Here is an 18,957-nt window from a genome sequence, read left to right on the forward strand (position 1 = left end):
TCCTAATTCCATTTTGCGTAACTTTTATTTCATTAAGAAATAAAAATTCTTGAATTGACTTATTAGTATAGCCATCTCTTTTAAGCTCTAAAATCTGACTCTCAAAAGGGTCTAGTTTTGATCTTTGTGTAGATGGTTCATGTTTTTCTTTGAATTCTTTGATATTCATTTTTTCCCTTTGTAAAATATCCTCTAAATAATAATAGCATACCAATGCAAAAAAATATGAAGGAATGTAATTAATTCGTGAAGACAGTAAGAGTACCAAAAGAATAAATAAAATCACTATCTTTAACATAGTGGTTGGAAGCGGATACATAGCGTTTGCATAGCGTTTAAATAGCGGTTGGAAGCGTTTGCATAGCGTTTAAATAGCGGTTGGAAGCGGATACATAGCGTTTAAATAGCAGTTGGAAGCGGATACATAGCGTTTAAATAGCAGTTGGAAGCGGATACATAGCGTTTAAATAGCGGTTGGTAATGATTTAAAAGCCTCTCTCCGAATTTTGGAGCATCTCTAAGCAAGGTCTAAGCAACTTAGGGCTTCTCAAAGTAAAAACAACAGCCATATCAATATGAATAAATATAGTGTTTATTTCTACAAAGCATTAAAATCTATGGTAGTATATTATTATGGGTTCTTAGGCACGAGTGCCATGATAACAAAACTCTACGAGTTTTATTATCATGGCGTGCCAAAAGGGGGTTCCCCCCCTTTGATCCCCCCGAGCCTTGCGGTTCGTGGAAAACCAATAAAAAGGAGAGCATCATGGCAAGACCACTAAAATCATCCGAGGGCGCTCTTGGGCACATGCTTGGATTCAGACTAAATAATGCTGAGTTCGACGTTTGGGACAAAAAAGTTAAGTCATCGGGACTGAATAAAGCGGAGTATTTTCGCCAGGCAGTCATCGATAACAGGTCAGTTATTCAACAAAAAGTTCACGTCGTCCAGGGGCACTTTATTCCAACAAAAATATTCTCTGCTGCTTCGAATAATCTTAATCAGTTAGCGAGGGCATTGAATACTGCAAATAAAGCAGGAACAGTCAGCAATCATTTTCTTGAAGAAATTCTGTCCACACTGCAGTCTATCGAATCAACATTGCGATTTAAATAATGTTAGTCAGAATTGGTGGCGCTAATAGCGGAATCGCTCAGTATCTTCAAACCGGACAAAAAGCCGGTCGAGAAAATACGCGCGATCAATTAGACGAGCGACTTATTCTTGAAGGTGATTTAAGTACGACTGATGAGATAATTAATCGCATTGATTCAGAAGGAGAGAGATATAAACATATCACTCTTTCTTTTAAAGAGTATCAAGTTTCACCAGAAATTTTACAAGAAATTACTGATGATTTTAAAGCGACGTTTCTTTCTGCGTATGGCGAAAACGAAATCAATATGTACGCGGAAGCGCACATACCAAAAATGCGCTCTTATATTGATAGTGACGGAACAGTCATTGAAAGATTTCCGCATATCCATATTGTTATTCCAACAGTTAATTTACAGATTGATAAACGAGCTAGTCCCTTAGAACTCATTTCATTAAAGTACGGATCTGAAACATCGACGTTAGATATGATCGATGCCTGGCAAGAAACGATCAATCAAAAGTATGGTTTGGCATCTCCAAAAGATAACCTACGTTCTGATTTTGGCAGCGAAGCAGAAATCCTTTCGCGTTCAAAAGGTGACGACTTTCATAAAAAAGACTCACAAGTTCGTCAATCTATTCTGAACAAGATGATCGATCAGAAGATTGAAACTCGTGCCGATTTTGAAAAAATGCTTGGAACCTTTGGTGAAGTTTCCATCGGTCGCGCCGGAAAGTCAGATCAGTATTTCGAGATTCGATTGCCGTCTGCCGAAGGCGAACCGCAAAATAAAAAAATAAGACTGAAAGACGCGCAGTTCACTGATGCGTATATCACGACGACGACAGATGTAAAACGGATGGCATTGATTCAGGGAAGAAACTCTGCTTCTCAAGATCCAATTCGCCAGGCTGAGCTAGTCGAATCATTTAAGACAAAGCGGGCCAGAGAAATTAAATATTTGCACACTGACAGCAAATTTTTCAAAGAGACATACAAAAACGCTTCTCACGATGAGCAGCTAAGGTTTTTAGATGAGCGTGAGCAAACGCATTACGCACAACTTAGTCAAAAATTCGGCTACGACAGGCAGACTGGTGAGCAGAACGAAGCTCTGGTTATCGCTGATTTTCATGCAACATTGTCGCCCGAGGCTAAACAGAAATTAACCGATCGAGAGGCAGACTTCGAACCAGCAGATGGCTACGACTCAGCACGCATTACAAGCGAAAGGCTAAATCGCTCATTCTTGCGCACCGTTGAAGAGCTGAAATTAGCAGAGATAGAGGGTGTGCGCTGCATCACAGAGCCAAACACGGTTGTCGATGCACTCACCGCAAATCAATCGAGCTTTACCCAGCAAGACCTTGAGCGGTATCTCGCTAAAAATACCGCTGACGATGCGCAGTTCGATGAAGCGCTTAAATCAGTTCTCATGTCTGATGCACTAGTAACGAAAGTTGATAGCGAAGGCAAACGCTTTTCAAGCCATGCGGTAGTTGAAATCGAGCGTGATATGACGGTGCGCATCGATCGTATGATGAAAAATGAATGTCCTGGCATCGATGCAAACGATGTGCAAAAAACGATTCAAAACACATCGTTTAACAGCGGCCAGGCCACGGCATTTCAAGCGTTATGTTCATCCAACGCAATTGAAGTAGTGAATGGCGCGGCGGGTACCGGAAAATCTTTCGTGCTGAGTAAGATGCGCGAAACTGGCGAGCGTAGCGATTTAGAATTTTACGGCGCATGTTTGCAAGGCAAAACAGCTGACGATCTTGAGCGTGACAGCGGCATCAAATCACAGACGATTCACGGACTGTTAGCAAAACTCGACAACACAAAAAGAGAGATTAAAGAGGGCGAATCAGCTTACGACTATGGGAAACGTCACGTTGACGGCAGTTCTATTCGACTGACATCTAAGTCCGTCATCGTCATTGACGAAGCTGGAATGGTCGGATCAAGGCAAATGGCCGCACTGCTAAAACATGCAGAAGAAGCTGGTGCTCGCGTTCGCCTGGTGGGTGACAGCAGACAAATTGCAGCAGTTGAATACGGCAGCGCTTTTAAAGAGATTTCGGAACGAGTCGGTGTCTCATCGCTAACAGAAATTATGCGTCAAAAAAATGACGCTATGTCAGACGGTGGCGCCTGGATGCGTGAAGCATCCGAAAAATTCGCAGTACATGACATGGCAGCTGGTATCGAAGCGTATTCATCGCGCGGTTTTGTGAAGCAGTCAGAGACTCAAGCAGATGCAAAAGCGGCAGTAGTTGATCGCTGGAAAGAGCTAAAATCGGAGTCAGAAAGCCATTCTCTGATCGTTTTGTGCGCAACGAATGCAGAGCGCAAATCGCTGAACGAGATGATGCGTGCCGAGTTAATTTTTCAGGGAAAACTCAGTGGTGGGTTGCCGGTGCAGACACCAACAGGGAGCCTCGTAATGGCCCCAGGTGAGGCCGTAATGTTCACCCGTAACGACCGCGAAATGAACGTGAAAAACGGCACCACGGGCGTTGTGCAGTCGATAAACGAAAGCGGTTTTATGCAGGTGAAAGTCAATGGTGGCAGTGTAGTCACCGTGAGGACTGATGATGCCAACATCGACTATGGTTACGCTGTAACGACACACAAATCTCAGGGTATGACCGTCGATAAATGTTTGGTTCTAGCGAGCCCTGGAATGCGCGCTGAAAACGCTTACGTTGCGATGACCAGGCATAAATCGGAGGTCGAGCTGTACTACTCGACCGAAAATTTTAAGGATGAAAAAGCGCTGATCACATCGATGCAGCGCAGCGAAGAAAAGATGTTTACGGGTAATGACCAGTGGTCAGAAACACGGACGAACGACAGCATGATTTCGCGCTACATGTCAGAGCATGGCGCAGCGAAAGTCATAGAAAAAGCAGCAAAGGAAGCGAGGTTTTCAGAGATAAACAGCGGCCTTGAAGCAAAACGAGTTCTTGATTACGTCTCAAAATCGCACGGCATTGATCCGGCCAGGTACACAGTTACTCAAGCAAAAGACGGTAGTGATCGTATCAAATGCGGTACGCGAAATCTCAGCGTATCCGATTTTCTGACTAAAGAAATGTCACTTCGCTATAAAGACGAAGCCGCGCCGATTCTTAAAGACTGTTACGCCGAGCAGCTGAAAGGCATTTACTCGACGCCTCGTTTTGAGCCGGGAAACCGTATGCTGAACGAAGAGCTTTTTTCAAAGTTCAAAGACTGGAACAAAGAGCAATCGACTGAATATAAGTCAAAAATAATCACGCTTGATGCTGAGAAGATCGCAGAGCGTAACGAGTTAGTGCGTAAGTTTGATGTAAATAAATCGGAATTGCCATCTTCTTTGACGCCTGGGCAACAGCGTAAAGAAGTGGCGAAACTGAAGCGTAAGCACGTCGCAGATTTGAAAATAGCATCAGCAAAGTACAAGGATGCGAAGCGTCAAATTCAAGGCGTTTACAAAAAACCTTCATCAGAGCGCTACAAAGATTTTATCCAGATTGAAGCAGCTAAAGGCAGTCTTGATGCTATCAAAGAGAAAAATCACATCACTCTGTCAGTAGTTGATGTTGCGAAAGTTGATAGCAGCCTGCGCATGAATACAGACAAAGTTTTGTCGAAGCAATCCTTAATTCTTGCACCGAAGCCGGACTTCAAGAAGGTCGAAGACGATTCTATGCGACTAGCAGAATCGTCTCAAGAACGCTTTAATGCTGCGAAAAAATTGAAAGAAAATAAAATAGAAGAAGAGAAAATTGCTAGAGGTGGCTCGTTCATGGAAAAAATTAAAGCAGAGAAAGCAGAAAAAGCAGAAAAAGAGATGGCTGTTGCAGCTACTCAAGCAGCTGAAAAAGCTAGATTAGAAGCAGATAAAATCGCTCAGGCCCAGACCCAGGCTAAGGCTGAAGCTCAGGCAAAAACACAAAAAATAGTCGTTCAGCAGAAGCCGATTCAACAAAAACCAGACTCAGCTGAAAAAATTGCGAGAGACATACAATTGGATCGAGTAATGGCACACAGAGCCGAAAAAGCAGAAAAAGAAAAACTACAACAACAACAAAACTCAACTAGACTGAAAATGTAGTTTTCCTCGCAACCCCATATAAACAGGGGGCTTTCGAGCAGCGACCTATGAAGAACCAGCGGCATGTTTTTCTTCGAAAATAAATGATCAAGAAAAAAGATAAATAAGCTCTACTTATCAATTTTATGAGTGCATTCGATGAGTATAGTAGTATATAATAATCTCATCATATAAATAAAGGAGTAGGGGAATGAGGATTTTAGCAGTCATCAACGAGAAAGGCGGGGTCGGAAAAAGCACCGTAGCTATTAATCTCGCAACCGCATTACATCGACAAGGAAAGATCGTAGCGCTCATCGATGCAGATCCACAAGGAACGAGTCGCGATTGGCGCAGCGCAAGCCCTGACGCGGCTGTGCTGCCTCCAGTCGTCGCATTGGATCGCCCTGAAATGCTGTCATCACTGAAAACGCTTGCTGTCGATTACGTGATCATCGATACACCGGCTAAGGCCGAGCGCATGACTGCTGGCGTCATTCGCGTGGCCAACACTGTGCTGATCGTGATCCAGCCTAGCGCAGCCGACATCTGGGCATCAGCAGTGGCCGTCAAGTTGATACAGCAAAAGCAGGACCTTGGCGGTTCGATCAATGCCGCATTTCTGGTAAATCGAGTTCAGCCTGGTACACGATTATCTAAAGAAGTCACTGCTGGAACTTGGAACGAATACGGCATCGAGCAGCTACCAACAACGATTGGCAATCGCGTGGCATTTGCTCAGTCGCTCTCGGACGGGCTATCGATTTTTGATACAGCAGACACGGCAGGAATCAAAGAAATCAACGAACTACTTAACGTATTGGAGACTAAAAAATGGCTTTAACATCAAAACCACTCAGCACAGCTCGCACAATCGCACCTGAGGTCGCCGCTGAACTCAAAAAAACCGAGGTCAGAATTGAAGATCCGGCTCGCGTAAATATTATTATTTCGAAACGTCAGCGCGACGCTTGGAAGATTCAAGCAGTGAACAGAAACATGACTGTTACAGACATGATTCTAGCCAGCGTTGAAGAATTTATTAATAATCATCCTGTTTAACGCGTAAAAAAATGCAGGTATCAATATGTACGTGCTCACAGATTGAACCTGCTTTCATCACTAATTACGCTTTGACGCTCTTGCAGGGTGATGGTGTCACCGATGCGCGTAATTTCTAACTCCTCAACACCATCACAGGACATGTCTGCCAGAAAGCGAATTGCTTGATTTTTATCGCTTATAAAAATTGCAACAGTGCGCATGGCGTCACTCCTTAGAAATGTCCTGCATTAATATAGCAGCGATTTATAGCAGATTCAAGGCATACACTGATTAAGCAAAAATCGCTTTCAATGCTTAAGCGTTCAAGTATTTCTGAGAAATCGCATTAATTCCAGCATCAAACTCTTAAAAGCATTAACTTTTTTGATTAAATATTAATTAGTCGTGATAAATCACGCCTTTTATTAATATTTATGATTTATTCAATATATAATAAATTAATGAATTTATTATATTGGAATTAATCATGAAATCACATGTTGAGATGATCCGAAAATCCGTAGGTCGTCCAGCTGGGACACTCAGACCTTCAGAATTAAGCGAGAAAAAATTAGTCGCTATGTCTCTACATCAAGCAGCAATTGCAAACAGGCTCGGTAGTGGAAACATTTCTCTCGGGTTGAGACGTGCTTTAGAAATCGTTGAGAAACTAGATAAAGAAAAAGCAGAACAGTAAACGCAAAAAACGCCCTGGAAGGCGTTTTAGCGAGTAGACCACAAGGGCCGGTATTAATGTTTACGAAGACATATACCGATTATATTAAATCATTAGATATACAAGCGCAAGGGCATAAGCGCATGCAATCTAGAAAATGATCGGATTTGCATGTTTAATCAAAAAATAAATGCTTATGGCGCGTTTTCGCAGTCTAAACATAATGAAGCACAGCTATATCATCGACCTACACTGTCGGGTTCTTTCACTATCTCGCAGCGAAAGCCGGGCGCTAAGTTTTTGCGGCAGATCAGCTACAAAAACTCTAAATTCCCCGAGGTTATTCAAAATCTGCTCGATGGCGGAGGCTATCAAAATGGTGATTGTTACGTTAGCCAAGCTAGTTTTTCGAACGAGTCGAGACAAATCGCGCATCTACAATATTTGCTTTCTGCATACACTGACCTCGATTTCTACGCAGAAAACGCACCGCTACTAGCTAAACAGCTTGGGCTTATAACTCGGCCAGAGGACCGCGCTACATTTGTCATCGATTTTTGCGATGAGCGCCGAATCCCGTTACCGTCTCACATAGTTCACACCGGGCGCGGGCTGTATCTGAAATGGCTGTTCGACACAGAGTTGCTTAGCGAAAAGCTGCCAGCCTGGAACGATTTGCAAGCTTCGATTTTGAGTGCATTTTACGATCTCGGCGCGGACAAAATGGCGACCGACGGAAGCCGAATTTTTCGAGTTTGCGGCACTCGTAACATCAAAGCACTGCTGCCGGAAAATGAAGAAGTCCGCGTCATTTGGACACGTGATTGCGAGAGCGGAAGTGCATATACGTTCGCGTTTGGGGCGCTATGCGATGCCCTGAAGCCGTCTTCTACAATCGAGACATCGCCAAGGCCAAAGATCGCATCTAGCAGCTCAGGACAAGCTGTAGATCAACGAGCGCGGCAATTGTGGTGGGATCGTCTCGAAGACATCAGGCACCTGGTGAAAATTCGCTACGGGAAAGCTGGCGTGCCGGAAGGAATCCGGAACAGCTTTTGTTGGATCGTCGCAAACGCGCTGTCTTACAACGTGCCAGCAGCACAATTGCGCTCTGAAGTCCTGAGCGTTTTTCATGAAATGTGCCCAGGCTACACAGCAGCCGAAATCCAATCGAGTGCGTCGTCAGTTGTATCGAAAGTTTCGAGCGGTCAAGCAGCTTACCGGATCTCGAATGACGAGCTACGCAAGAAATTATCGATCACGCCGGAAGAAGAACGACAACTGAAAACGTATGGTGGTGTTGGCGCAAGACGCAACATAATCCAAGGCGTTATGGGCTTTGAAAGAATGCACGGACTGACGCACGAAGAATACACAGCAGAAACGACCAGGCGTAAGCAGGAGGCTGCGAAGCACACAAATGCTATGAAGAGTATGGCTAGCGAGGATAACCGCGCTATGGCCTTAAAACTGCGCGTTGACGGTCTCAGCATTGGGGAAATCGCGGAAGAGCTAGGGATATCAAAAAGCACTGCGCACGCTTGGACAAAAAAATGACAGCGAAAGGTGAGAAAATTCTACTGATTTTGTTGCTTATTTAACACCGTTCGGTACGCTCTATGTATGTAGACGCTAGTGGTTTGAGATTTTGTCTTTGCTTAGTTCTGATTGTTCTGTGAAATCAGTGTTTTTATCAAAATACACCTCTTCAAAAACCAGTGGTTGCCATTGTCAAAAAAACATGTAATAACATCGCGCTTTTTCTGCTTACGAACGCTTGGACGAAGCGATGACAGCAAAAGGTGAGAAAAATCTCTTATCTTTGTTGCTTATTTAATACCGTATTTTTCGGTCTTATGTATGTGATGTGGTGCGCTCAGCTAATGTGACACGCGATTTTTCCCTTGTTAGTCATCGACAAGACAGAATTAAGGCTTTATTCTGTCTGCATGCACTTCGCAAACTATCAGGACAATTCCATGCGATTCACGGAGCAAATCAAGCCAATCAGCTACCTTAAAGACAACACTGTCAGAGTTATTAACGAAATCACGAATACTCGTGAGCCCATGATAATCACTCAAAACGGTGAGCCAACATTCATAGTGCAAGACATAGTGTCTTACCAGCAGAATCAAGAGCTACTTGCACTACTTCGACTGGTAGCACTTGGGAATGATGATATTGCAAAAGGACGTGTCCAGTTAGCTGAATCCGTGTTCAGTGAGCTAGGGATCGACATGGCCAAGGCGAAGCCAGAATGACCTTCACGGTTGATATCTCAGCGGCAGCTATCAAGGATATTTACGACATCAAGCTTTTTGTTGAGGAAATTACGGGCCAAGGATCGGCAGACCGGCGCCTGGAGGGAATTGCCAACACTATCAACCAACTCAAGACACTGCCCTTTGGGGGTGCAGTTATACCAGAACTGGCAAACCTCGGAATCAACGACATTCGTCGCAAGCCGTCAACGAGGGACCATATCGTCTACAAGTTAGACGAGGCGAACGAGAAATTGACGGTCATCATCGTCTATCCGCAGAAAAAAGATTTTCAGTCAATTTTGACACGACGAATTCTGAGAATGTAAATGAAAATGGAGCGGAAAATGTCGAGAGTGCAAACTGTCTCACGCAAAGCCACAGGCCTCTCCAAAACCGATTCTGACGAGAAATTGGGCGCTCTGGCTGACGCTGCGAGGTCGGCAGCAGATCGAGCATCCGACTCGCTTGATGATGTTCTGTCTTTTGTCGCGGCTAGTGAGAAGCGAATCGCCGCGATGGAAGCCAAGCTACAGACAGCCCAAGGATTCATTTATCAAAAACTTGATGATGAAACAAAATGACAGGCGATTCTGAAAGCATGGAGTTCAGGGCGTTACAGCGTAACGCAGTAGACATTGCGAAGCGCCGGGAGGCGCATGAGTTTGCGCGTGGCTCGCTTCGCCTAGAAGGTCTAGTTTGCTCGGATGAAGCACTTGCACTGCACGAAAAATGGATTCTTGGCGAGTATTCTTCAGAAGAGCTTACTGCAGCACTACTGAAAATGTACAAGCGATGACGAGTACATCGATATCAAGCACCGATTTCAGCAAAAACATATCTGATGCGAAACGCGCAGCCGCTGACGGTCCAGTCTTCATCACGGAGCGCGGAAAACCAACGCACGTGCTTTTGAGCCTTGATGACTACCAGAAGTTTACAGGGCGCAGACGCAGCATTGCGGACGCGCTAGCGATGCCTGGCGCTGCTGAAATTGATTTTGATCCACCGCGTGTAGTCATCGAATCTCGGCCCCAGGACGATCTTTTATAATCTTAATTTCGGTCATTAAAAGTTACATTGCGTATATAAATCATTACGATTCTACTCAATGTCCCAAATAATTGGAGTTTTTAGAAGTTCTTGACGCTCTTGGTGCACGACCTCATTCCAGTCTTCTTGATAATAATTCTTTACTATGTTGTCGACAATTTCTTCTACTCGATGTTCATAAACGAAGCTGTTTATGATTTTTAACATAAAATCATCAGGTTTTCGATAATATTCAATTGTTATATTTTCATCTTTAACATCGAAGTGCAACTTATAGTATTGATCTAATATTTCTTTAGAAAGCATATCAAATATGCTTTTGAATATAATATTTGAAGTCCATTGTGCTAGATAATACGAATCTTCTTTAAAAGATATTGCGTCATAAATGAGCATCAAAATTGCTTCTGTGAAAACTGCTTCACGAGCAATGCAAATATATTTTGACCTTTTTTTTGTACGAGATTTTGGTCGAGAAAGATAAGTCTCTACAAAATCGAGAGCTTCAATCAAGTTTTTAATAACATTGGCTTCTGACAACGATTTTTTGTCGTAGTTATATGATTTATTCATGGTGATCTTTTTTAAATTTCAACTTTTTTAATGGCACAAGCATTTATAACATATAAATATTAATATATTGAAATTTCGCTATTAAAAATCTTAAAATAAATAAATCCATGATTAACAATACTCATCGAGTATATAAAAAAGCATATATTTGGTAAAAAATAGTTCGGGTAATTTTTATAAGCGAACGGAAAGTACCAGACTTAAGCTTTTTTCGATAAAAAGCTATGCATAATGCACTCAAACGTATGCATAGTGCACTTGTCATCTATATGCATAATGCAACTACAAAATTTATTGTGCGCTTAGTTACATGCACTATGCATATAGCTCGTATATGCAAAGTGCACATACTATATGAATAGTGCACATATAATATGCATTATGCTCATAGCTATATGCATAGTGCTCTTAAATAACTAGATGCATAATGCATGTATTTGAATGCATTATGCATCGAAATTTTATATGCATAATGCGGCTAATAATATATATGCATTACGCTTCTATTTTGTATATGCATAGTGCACCTAAATCACGCAATTAGTTATACTCATATAAACATATAGTCATATGAGCAAATAAGCGTTTATTGGTTATTTTGAATAATAGTATAAATAATTTATACCGTTTTAAAGCCCTACGAACAGGGCCTGTACGAATTTCTACTTGCGAGTAATTTAAATTACTTTTAACGGAAGTAAGACTAATTTTGATTTTAAAAATTTCTTATTATGAGTATATGAACACATGAGTGTGTATGCATTAAACACCTAAATTTTCATGTGCATTAAGCATCTATTTTTCTGTATGCATAAAGCACTTATTTTGACATCCACTTTTTGAGCAATCGCTTTTTCAAAGATGCACGTTCTTGGCTATTTTTGCCTCTTTTCGCAGCAACACGTTCAGCAGTTGTAACCAGGCGCTCGACAGACCAAAACGTGCGTCCGTCCTTCCCCATAGACCAAATGCTGCTGACCTGTCTCTCCAGGTCTGGAAGATGGGGTTCCAGGTGCAACAGAACGTAAAACCGGTTTAGGCTGTTTAGCTGGGTGGGTCAAGCTTGTCCACAAACGCGCGAAGTTCCTCAACAGCCTCTACCTTTCTGATAAGCCACGCTTTGGCTTCTTTGGGAAGACCTTCCTCATTGACGGAAATCGCCTCAATTACTAAGCCTAATGTAGCTGCACCTGGCAGGGCTGCTCCTGACTGATCGGTGGATACATCAACATTCCTGCTGATATCCTGAATTGAGTCGGGGGTCGCTACAAGGTAGAAGGTATCAGTGTCAGAAATCCAAGTATTATTGCCATATTTTTGCTGAACTAAGAGGCGAAACATATTGAATCCCTGGGTAATTTGTGGATTAAAGCTGAGTCGGTAATAGTTCATAGATTTCCTAAAAGAATTGAAGTTTTAGTATAGGGTACGCTTCAACTTGGCGTCAGTCATGCGGCTTCAACTGCGTCAGGGTAGGAGCGATTGATGAATTTCCTGACGCTCTCGCGTCGGCGCCTATAACCTCAACCTGACAGCCTGACAGGCGGCGCCGGCCCTTAACCCTGTTTTACGTTCCGTTGCATCTAGAACCCCAAGACACCAGGGGCGAACTCAGGCAGGCAAACTCAGTTGGGGTTTTGCGCGATTGCTGCGGAATCGTGTGACTCGTTTTCCATTTGATCCAAGACTTTGAAAACGTCCATGACGTTATCCTTATACGACAATACGTAGTTCACCGTGACGATCTCTTTATCCATTGCGGAGAAGTCGGCCGCAAGTAACGCCGCTTTATTCGTTTTCCAATAAGCTTCTAATTTCGCTCGATCCAGAATCCTTGTGAAAGATTGAATCGTAGGGACTTGTTTTCCGTCGTCGTGATCGAGTGAAAATAAATCCGAATAACTTAGCATTAAGTAGTCGATGAAGAAAACAAATCCATTATTTGTGGGGGATGGTGTGAAGCAAACGTCGAAGAGATAATCGTTGAATTGCGACGCAATGCCTTTTCCGTCGCTATTTCCGGATTCGTCATAGTAGCCGCAGCCGACCCCCGACTCCACCAGAGTGTTGCCTAGCTGATAGGTTGTAAATGATTTGATTCTCGTCTTTGCTGCCCGATATGCCTTATTGACCTCATCGCTTGTAATAGCATCTTTTTTGATGCATTCAGTTACATAAGAATAATATCTTCCAGTAATATTCTCTATGGATAGATTGTCAATCATTTCATGAAAATTAAGCTTCTTAACAATAAATTGATCCTTGAAAATTCCGAATATTTTTTGCGAAATTTCACGCATTTCGGCAATCGTAATAGCATTGACAAGGCCGCTAGTTGGGGCATCGGCGGAACCATGCTTGGAAAGAGATTGTTGCAAATTAAAGAAATTATTGTCGCGATTTGCGCAGCAGTAGAGGCGGAAAATTAATACGTCAAAGATACCAAGCGGAGCTTTGGCTGAACTCATGAGTTGTTCTATTACGCCGTTCCCTTGATATGAATTTTCACCGAATATTCGATGGGCAATGGGCGCGACATTCTCTCCGATATTATTGGTGCGGCCGCCACTCGAATCTTTCCATGCCGCGACATCCAGTAGCTTGATTAAATAGAATGCTGAGTCATCCCGTAGACCGAGTTCAATTTTGTTGATGACAAGCAAAGAATAATGGTGTAGATTTTGCAATAAATAATCAATTGCACGGTTAGCTACATCGGGCTCAAATTCGTATGCGCTGTTAACAATAACATGCCAGAATTGTTTTCTTGAGACTTCGCCTTTGTCAAATGAAAATTCATTATTTTTAAATATTTCATCGATTGAAGTACCATCTTTGAATTTATTCCTATGATTCAAATAGAACTTGTATTGTCCTTGCCTTGGTGGCTTTGAGAGTTTTGCAATCAGGTTGAGGTACTGCTCAAGATTGCTTCGGCCAGAATTGCTATTGAAGCAAGCAAATGAGGCTTTCTTTTCTTCGTTGATTTTTTCACCGTAATCTGGATCTTTAATACGAGTTTGTGCTAAGAATATCTTATTGAGTAGAAATATTTGATTTGTGGTCAGACTAGAAATATAGTCTGAATACATAGTGGAATTTTGCCAGCCCTTTATCTCTGTTCCATTAGGATCTGCTTTTGGATATCCGTCATCGTGTTTTCTTACTAGCGAGAAGTATCCGGACTTTCCGTTTGTTTCGGTATTAAAAAGCTTGCGAAATATGTGCGGATAATTTAGGTAAATTAGAAGCAAATGCAATAGGTCATGTTTGTCGAAGTCGCTATTATCGAACTCTGTTTTTTCAATCTCTAATGAAATAATAGTGTTTATCAATCGTTTTATTTTTCGAATATCACCAAGAAATTCCTGATAATGATGATAGTGAGATGACGCATAAATTTCCACAATTACAGCAATCGCGTTTTTCGTTTGATTCACTGTTGCTGGGTCAATTGATAGATTGTTTTTTACCGCATTGTAGAAATTATCAGATATATATTTCGACAAAATACCACTATCCAGAAACAGACTTGTCTTTATATTGACAAATTTTTCTAAAAACTCACGGACTTTATCTGTATCGTCCGGCGTTTTTTTTAGATTTACAATATTTTCAGTGTCATACGAAAGCAAATACGATACGTTTGGAAGCATAAAACTCTTCTTTATAGAGAAGAGGATTTCTTTAATTTCAGAAAAATTTAACCTGTCGAGATCATCAATAATTATAATTATTTTCTTATTTAATTTCTTAATTGAAAGCTCAAGCTCATCAAACGCGTCATCAATGTTGTTGTTTGCATCAAACCTTATTCCAAAAATACTCAGGCCAATCTTCCCTCTAATCAGTTTTGAATAATTTGAAATCAAGGAATGCATTTCCGGATAGAAGATTTCCTTTTGTATTTCTTGTGCCAGGCCATTTATGAATTTTTCAAGGAAGTTTGTTTTTTCTTGAAACCTCAGAGGATTAAAGTGATATATGATGCAATCTAGACTATCTTGTTTCTTTCTAAGATGCTCGATACAGAGATTGATAAAGGACGACTTTCCAATCCCCCATGGGGCATCGATCCCAAAAACTATACTGTCAAGAGAGCCGCCGTTCCAAATGCGATCCGCGAATCTTGCTGCCTCGCCATTGATGTTTAAAAGATCGTCGTCTGATCGTTGTAGCTCACTATCGTTCATGAAAAATGATGGCACTATTTTATTTTTGCGTGCCAGCTGCGAAGAGAATGCTCTGATCACAAGCAGGCCAGCCATAGTAAGAGGTAAGAAAACTAAGCCAAGAAGCTGTAGGGGTGAAAGAAACACCGCTAGTTGCTTATAATATTTCATCCCCAAGCCATCGAATAAAATGGAAATTACCCCGCCAAAAATGAGCATAATCAGCAAATCTATTCGCTTGCTCTTCAAAATCTTGACGAAATAACTCGGCGCACCTCGATAATGTGCATATAACAGTAAAATACTTATAGAAACAAGAAATGCTGTGAGTACGTAAATGTTCCCGTTGTATTCGTACTGATTTTTTAGATAGCTATTAATTGATGCGGAAGTTGGAATTGAAAAAAGAAAGCTCTCCGTCATTAGTAACCCTGTCAATCCTGCCTTTGTCTGTACGCTCAGATCGACGAGTGTGATTTTCGAGGCTATCGCTTTTTTGTTCATCGTATTCCTACTGAATTATGTTTTTGACATTATATGACGGCCAATGTAAGCCTCAATCATAACGTCAAGCGTTTGGATTCATTAGGATTTCGAGTTTTGGCAATCCGCGAACAATCTTCATAGTTTCTAGACCCACCGTAATAACTCACTAGAATAGTTCTAGCAGATAGCGGGCATCCCCCATCGTTTCCGTCGCCCACAAATTGGCGTCGTTGACAATCCCGCTGTCTTTGTGAGTCGTGACTGCCTGGCGCTCCATCACCCATTCCAGCGCGGGCTTGCCTCTCACCACATAATCGTAGGCTTCCAACGGAATGCCGGTCATGGTGATTTTGCGGTTGTACACCACGCGGGATTTATCGGTCTTGCTGGCAAATTTCATTTGCGTGGCGCGGCTGTCACCGCTGCTGCATGAGCACATCAACATGCTGGGGCGTTATTCGTTTTTGGTACCGGACGCTGTGGCCAAGGGCGAGTTGAGCCTATTGCGCAACCCCGCGAGCGACGAATAGTTTGATGGGTCGGGCGTAACTGTGTTTTACGTTCCACTGCACCTCAAACCCCAAGATGACCTTGGGGATTTGCGTTAGCGAGAACCGTTCGCTCACTAGTGCGCCAGCGTTGATGCCAGATTTTTTGTCCTGGCGCTCACTGCTACAGTTTGTGTTCCCAAAAATCGGAATTTTCCGGCGGCAATGGCTCACTGTGTATCGGCCTTTAGCTAATCGTCAATTTCGCGTATACTCATAACAGTATATTTTCATAAAAGTATTTAATTATATGAAATAATCCAGTCAGAAGGCAGGAGATCACGCGCTAAGCCGGTGCTTGTCGGAAAGCTCTCTGAATGCTTGTTCAACATCCCGCAGTCGATCGAGGTCGTTTAAAGCCCCCTGCAAACGTTCCTGCATTTCTTGGCGAAGATCTCTCATGGCTACCAGGTCGCGTCTTCCAGATGCTTCTCGTGCTTTTTGTTGGTTATCGCTCACTGTGTAGAGCCCTTTGACAGATCGTGAATCTCATAAGACACTGAAAACGGTGAGATTTAGCGGTCACAGCTGACAAGCTCTCTCAAAAAGACAATGTGCAAGTAGCTTGGCACGCATTAAAAAGCATAAATGTTAATCGTTTTGAGCGAATCCTGTGCCCTACTTTTGTCTCGGCATACTATGGATTCCATTTAAATCAATCACTTAGAAACACGTGTGTAAAAAATAACGTATCTTACTCATATAAGTAAATGATCAATTGGGTAACTAACAAAAAGCAACTGTAAAAAGGGCGGAGAATTGATAACTCAAATTACGCCATTGATAACTCGCATTACACCAACATTAAAAGTGTAGGACAATTGCAAAAAAGTAACATCACTCTAATCCTTGCCCTGCTGCGGGCCTCGACCTCATTTTTTTAGCAGCATCCATCGCTTTTTGTCGCGCAGCCACAACTTCAGGATTGTTTGGATTTTGTTCGATAGGTGCAGTTATGCAGCCCGGCAGCTCAAGCTGCTTTGGCCTACGTTTTCTCGGCACTTTCTCTTTTACCTCTATCGGCCCCCACTTTTCTGTAATGGCGTCAGCACCGGTCTTCTTCAGCGCGATAGAAAATTTAAAGTGCGTGATCGAGCGGCCAGTTTTTACTTGCTCATAAGAAACATCAATGTCTGTAAGTTTGTTAATTTGCTTGATTGCTACGTCGATTACGGCACGTTTTAAATTATCGGTCCGATCATATTCATTGCCCAAATCCAAGGCATCTTTTAACGATGTGATGCTAATCGCTGGAACGGGCGACATTCCCAGGCGCTGGATCATCATTTCATACAATCTCACGGCATGAGCACTCGATAACAAGCCGACTTTCTCAAGTCTGTACTTCGTAAAACTTTGCTCTAAACGAGTGATGTATGGAATCATTTTCCTGGCAAATGCGACCTGTATTTGGCCTATGCCATCTATGTATGCAACATCCTGCACCCAACGAGTCATAACCTTCCTTGGCCGACCAGTTTTTTCGTCTTTGTCATTGATGACGACGCGCCTATCAAAAAGAGTGCTGGCAGCGACTTTCAGCTGCGCGTACACGTTCGTTGATCCAGGTCCAAACATCGCAGAAAACTCGTTTGCACTGATTGTTATGAGCGTTGACGGCGTTATCAAAATCTTTTCTTCTCGCGCCTTACAAATTGCGAACAAGATAATTTGTTGCTCTACCAACGTAAGACGATAAGACGCCTCAACCAGTCTGTTTGACTTAACTACGACATTTTTATTTTCGGTAGCCATTTGAGCCCAAAACAGTGTAAAAAGTTATTCTATACTACGACTTTATTCCTTTAGTAGGATACATTAAAATTGTAGGAGATTGGGGGGTTATCCACAATAAAACTGTAGGGGGTTAACATTAAAACTGTAGGAGAATGGACCCCGCAACCCGCATGAACATTGGGCTCGCAGCCTCCTAAAAGACTTAAAAGATTTTCTTTTAAAAGACAGACATCGAAAAGCGCAAACACAAAAATAGACCCCACAAGCGGGGTTATACGCCTATGGCTTGTTGACCCCAGAGGCACGAATATCGACCGAAACCACGTGTCGCGCTAGGGGCGCTCCAGACAACCGGCCCGGTCGGACCTACGGCCCGATCTGACCATGCGGCTGTGTCTACGCCTACGGCTCGCACAGTCCTGCAGCTACGCTGCAGGATCAGACTCAAATCGCCGGTCTTACCTTCACTCAACCTCAGCAATTTGTCTACAGCGAATGGGGTTATATCAAGTAGCGCGCAAGCAGTTCAGAACACTAGCCCTGGAAACACTGTAGAGCCGCGCTAAGGCGCTAACGCTCTGACCTTGCGCATGCATGAAAATAATCTCTGATCGCTGCTCAGGCGTCGTTTTAGAAGGCCTGCCGAGCGTTTTTCCTTCGCTCTTTGCACGAGCGAGTCCCGACTGAGTCCGTTCAATGAGCAGATCACGTTCCATTTCAGCCACGGCGCTCAGCATTGTGAGCATCATTTTCCCGGCAGCTGACGCGAGGTCGAGCTTTCCCAGCTGAAGAACGACGACCGAAATTTTCCGGCTAGCAAGCAACTTGACTGTTGCGCCGACATCTTGCGCATCACGTCCCAGGCGATCGAGTTTCGACACGATCACCGTTTCACCATCACGAATTTGACCTAGCAGCGCGGCGAACTGAGGCCGCTGGCTAGCGCTTGTCTTACCGCTGATCGTGTCTGCAAACCAGTAGTCAATGACGTGTCCTGAAGCCTCGATGTCGAGACGCTGATTGTCAGAATTTTGGTCTTTAGAACTGACCCGACCGTAGGCGAAAGTTGCCATTATTGTTAGCCTTCTTCGTATTCTGAAATGTCCATTCCAGCGATGCACATGCAAGCCAGCCAGTCGTTATTAATTTCAACGCTGGCTGTGGCTGGACTTCCGCGTGGGCCGATGGTCTTTGTATATCGCACTAGCGTGTTACAG

18 protein-coding genes are annotated in these 18,957 nt (G+C 43.0%); 11 read left to right on the forward strand and 7 right to left on the reverse strand.

The genetic code is table 11. The features are described 5' to 3' along the window. Positions 1-769: 769 nt before the first annotated feature. The 4 genes from mobC to QN370_RS18630 all read left to right on the forward strand — a co-directional run bounded on the left by mobC (position 770) and on the right by QN370_RS18630 (position 6,249). Positions 770-1,120, forward strand: a complete 351-nt coding sequence (mobC, locus tag QN370_RS18615; RefSeq protein ID WP_323581768.1) for a plasmid mobilization relaxosome protein MobC — start codon at positions 770-772, stop codon at positions 1,118-1,120. Continuing rightward, on the forward strand, positions 1,120-5,208 hold the full coding sequence (locus QN370_RS18620) for an AAA family ATPase (protein ID WP_322129231.1): 4,089 nt from the start codon (positions 1,120-1,122) through the stop codon (positions 5,206-5,208). Before mobC ends, QN370_RS18620 begins: the two co-directional genes overlap by 1 nt. A 190-nt stretch (positions 5,209-5,398) precedes the next feature. After that, complete coding sequence (gene parA, locus QN370_RS18625; protein WP_322129230.1) at positions 5,399-6,031, forward strand: ParA family partition ATPase; 633 nt, start codon at positions 5,399-5,401, stop codon at positions 6,029-6,031. Next, entirely contained in the window at positions 6,022-6,249 is a 228-nt protein-coding gene (locus QN370_RS18630; protein ID WP_323581769.1) for a hypothetical protein, read from the forward strand. Before parA ends, QN370_RS18630 begins: the two co-directional genes overlap by 10 nt. Positions 6,250-6,284: 35 nt before the next feature. Here QN370_RS18630 and QN370_RS18635 read toward each other — a convergent pair whose 3' ends face one another. Then, positions 6,285-6,452, reverse strand: a complete 168-nt coding sequence (locus QN370_RS18635) for an AbrB/MazE/SpoVT family DNA-binding domain-containing protein (RefSeq protein ID WP_323581770.1) — start codon at positions 6,450-6,452, stop codon at positions 6,285-6,287. 266 nt (positions 6,453-6,718) lie between these two features. Between QN370_RS18635 and QN370_RS18640 the strand changes: the two genes are divergently transcribed. The 7 genes from QN370_RS18640 to QN370_RS18670 all read left to right on the forward strand — a co-directional run bounded on the left by QN370_RS18640 (position 6,719) and on the right by QN370_RS18670 (position 10,224). Further along, a complete protein-coding gene (locus QN370_RS18640; protein ID WP_323581771.1) occupies positions 6,719-6,928 on the forward strand; it encodes a hypothetical protein in 210 nt (69 codons plus the stop codon). Positions 6,929-7,078: 150 nt separating this feature from the next. Beyond that, positions 7,079-8,464, forward strand: coding sequence for a helix-turn-helix domain-containing protein (locus tag QN370_RS18645; RefSeq protein WP_323581772.1), 1,386 nt, complete (start codon positions 7,079-7,081; stop codon positions 8,462-8,464). A 422-nt stretch (positions 8,465-8,886) separates the two neighbouring features. Beyond that, a complete protein-coding gene (locus tag QN370_RS18650) occupies positions 8,887-9,171 on the forward strand; it encodes a type II toxin-antitoxin system Phd/YefM family antitoxin (protein ID WP_323581773.1) in 285 nt (94 codons plus the stop codon). Continuing rightward, the gene (locus QN370_RS18655) at positions 9,168-9,500 is read left to right on the forward strand and encodes a hypothetical protein (RefSeq protein ID WP_323581774.1); all 333 of its coding nucleotides are present in this window, start codon (positions 9,168-9,170) and stop codon (positions 9,498-9,500) included. Before QN370_RS18650 ends, QN370_RS18655 begins: the two co-directional genes overlap by 4 nt. Before the next feature lie 18 nt (positions 9,501-9,518). Continuing rightward, on the forward strand, positions 9,519-9,755 hold the full coding sequence (locus QN370_RS18660; protein WP_323581775.1) for a hypothetical protein: 237 nt from the start codon (positions 9,519-9,521) through the stop codon (positions 9,753-9,755). Next, positions 9,752-9,970: an antitoxin VbhA family protein gene (locus tag QN370_RS18665; protein ID WP_323581776.1), complete on the forward strand. Its 219-nt coding sequence runs from the start codon at positions 9,752-9,754 to the stop codon at positions 9,968-9,970. The genes QN370_RS18660 and QN370_RS18665 overlap by 4 nt, the downstream gene beginning before the upstream one ends. After that, entirely contained in the window at positions 9,967-10,224 is a 258-nt protein-coding gene (locus QN370_RS18670) for a type II toxin-antitoxin system Phd/YefM family antitoxin (RefSeq protein WP_323581777.1), read from the forward strand. Before QN370_RS18665 ends, QN370_RS18670 begins: the two co-directional genes overlap by 4 nt. Positions 10,225-10,275: 51 nt before the next feature. Here QN370_RS18670 and QN370_RS18675 read toward each other — a convergent pair whose 3' ends face one another. From QN370_RS18675 to QN370_RS18705, 6 genes are all read right to left on the reverse strand, one after another. Continuing rightward, positions 10,276-10,797 (reverse strand): hypothetical protein, encoded by a 522-nt coding sequence (locus QN370_RS18675; RefSeq protein ID WP_322129229.1) that lies wholly within the window; start codon positions 10,795-10,797, stop codon positions 10,276-10,278. Positions 10,798-11,841: 1,044 nt separating this feature from the next. After that, positions 11,842-12,189 (reverse strand): hypothetical protein, encoded by a 348-nt coding sequence (locus tag QN370_RS18685; protein ID WP_322129228.1) that lies wholly within the window; start codon positions 12,187-12,189, stop codon positions 11,842-11,844. A gap of 233 nt (positions 12,190-12,422) precedes the next feature. Next, positions 12,423-15,473 (reverse strand): P-loop NTPase fold protein, encoded by a 3,051-nt coding sequence (locus tag QN370_RS18690; protein ID WP_323581778.1) that lies wholly within the window; start codon positions 15,471-15,473, stop codon positions 12,423-12,425. Between the two features lie 148 nt (positions 15,474-15,621). After that, positions 15,622-15,855 carry a type ISP restriction/modification enzyme gene (locus QN370_RS18695; RefSeq protein ID WP_416172190.1) on the reverse strand — a complete coding sequence of 78 codons (234 nt, stop codon included), beginning with the start codon at positions 15,853-15,855 and terminating at the stop codon, positions 15,622-15,624. A 985-nt stretch (positions 15,856-16,840) separates the two neighbouring features. Continuing rightward, a complete protein-coding gene (locus QN370_RS18700) occupies positions 16,841-17,758 on the reverse strand; it encodes a RepB family plasmid replication initiator protein (RefSeq protein WP_322129225.1) in 918 nt (305 codons plus the stop codon). A gap of 488 nt (positions 17,759-18,246) precedes the next feature. Next, positions 18,247-18,813 carry a recombinase family protein gene (locus QN370_RS18705; protein ID WP_322129224.1) on the reverse strand — a complete coding sequence of 189 codons (567 nt, stop codon included), beginning with the start codon at positions 18,811-18,813 and terminating at the stop codon, positions 18,247-18,249. Positions 18,814-18,957 lie beyond the last annotated feature (144 nt).

This window comes from Actimicrobium sp. CCI2.3 (genome assembly GCF_035019065.1).
Classification (GTDB): Bacteria; Pseudomonadota; Gammaproteobacteria; order Burkholderiales; family Burkholderiaceae_D; genus Actimicrobium.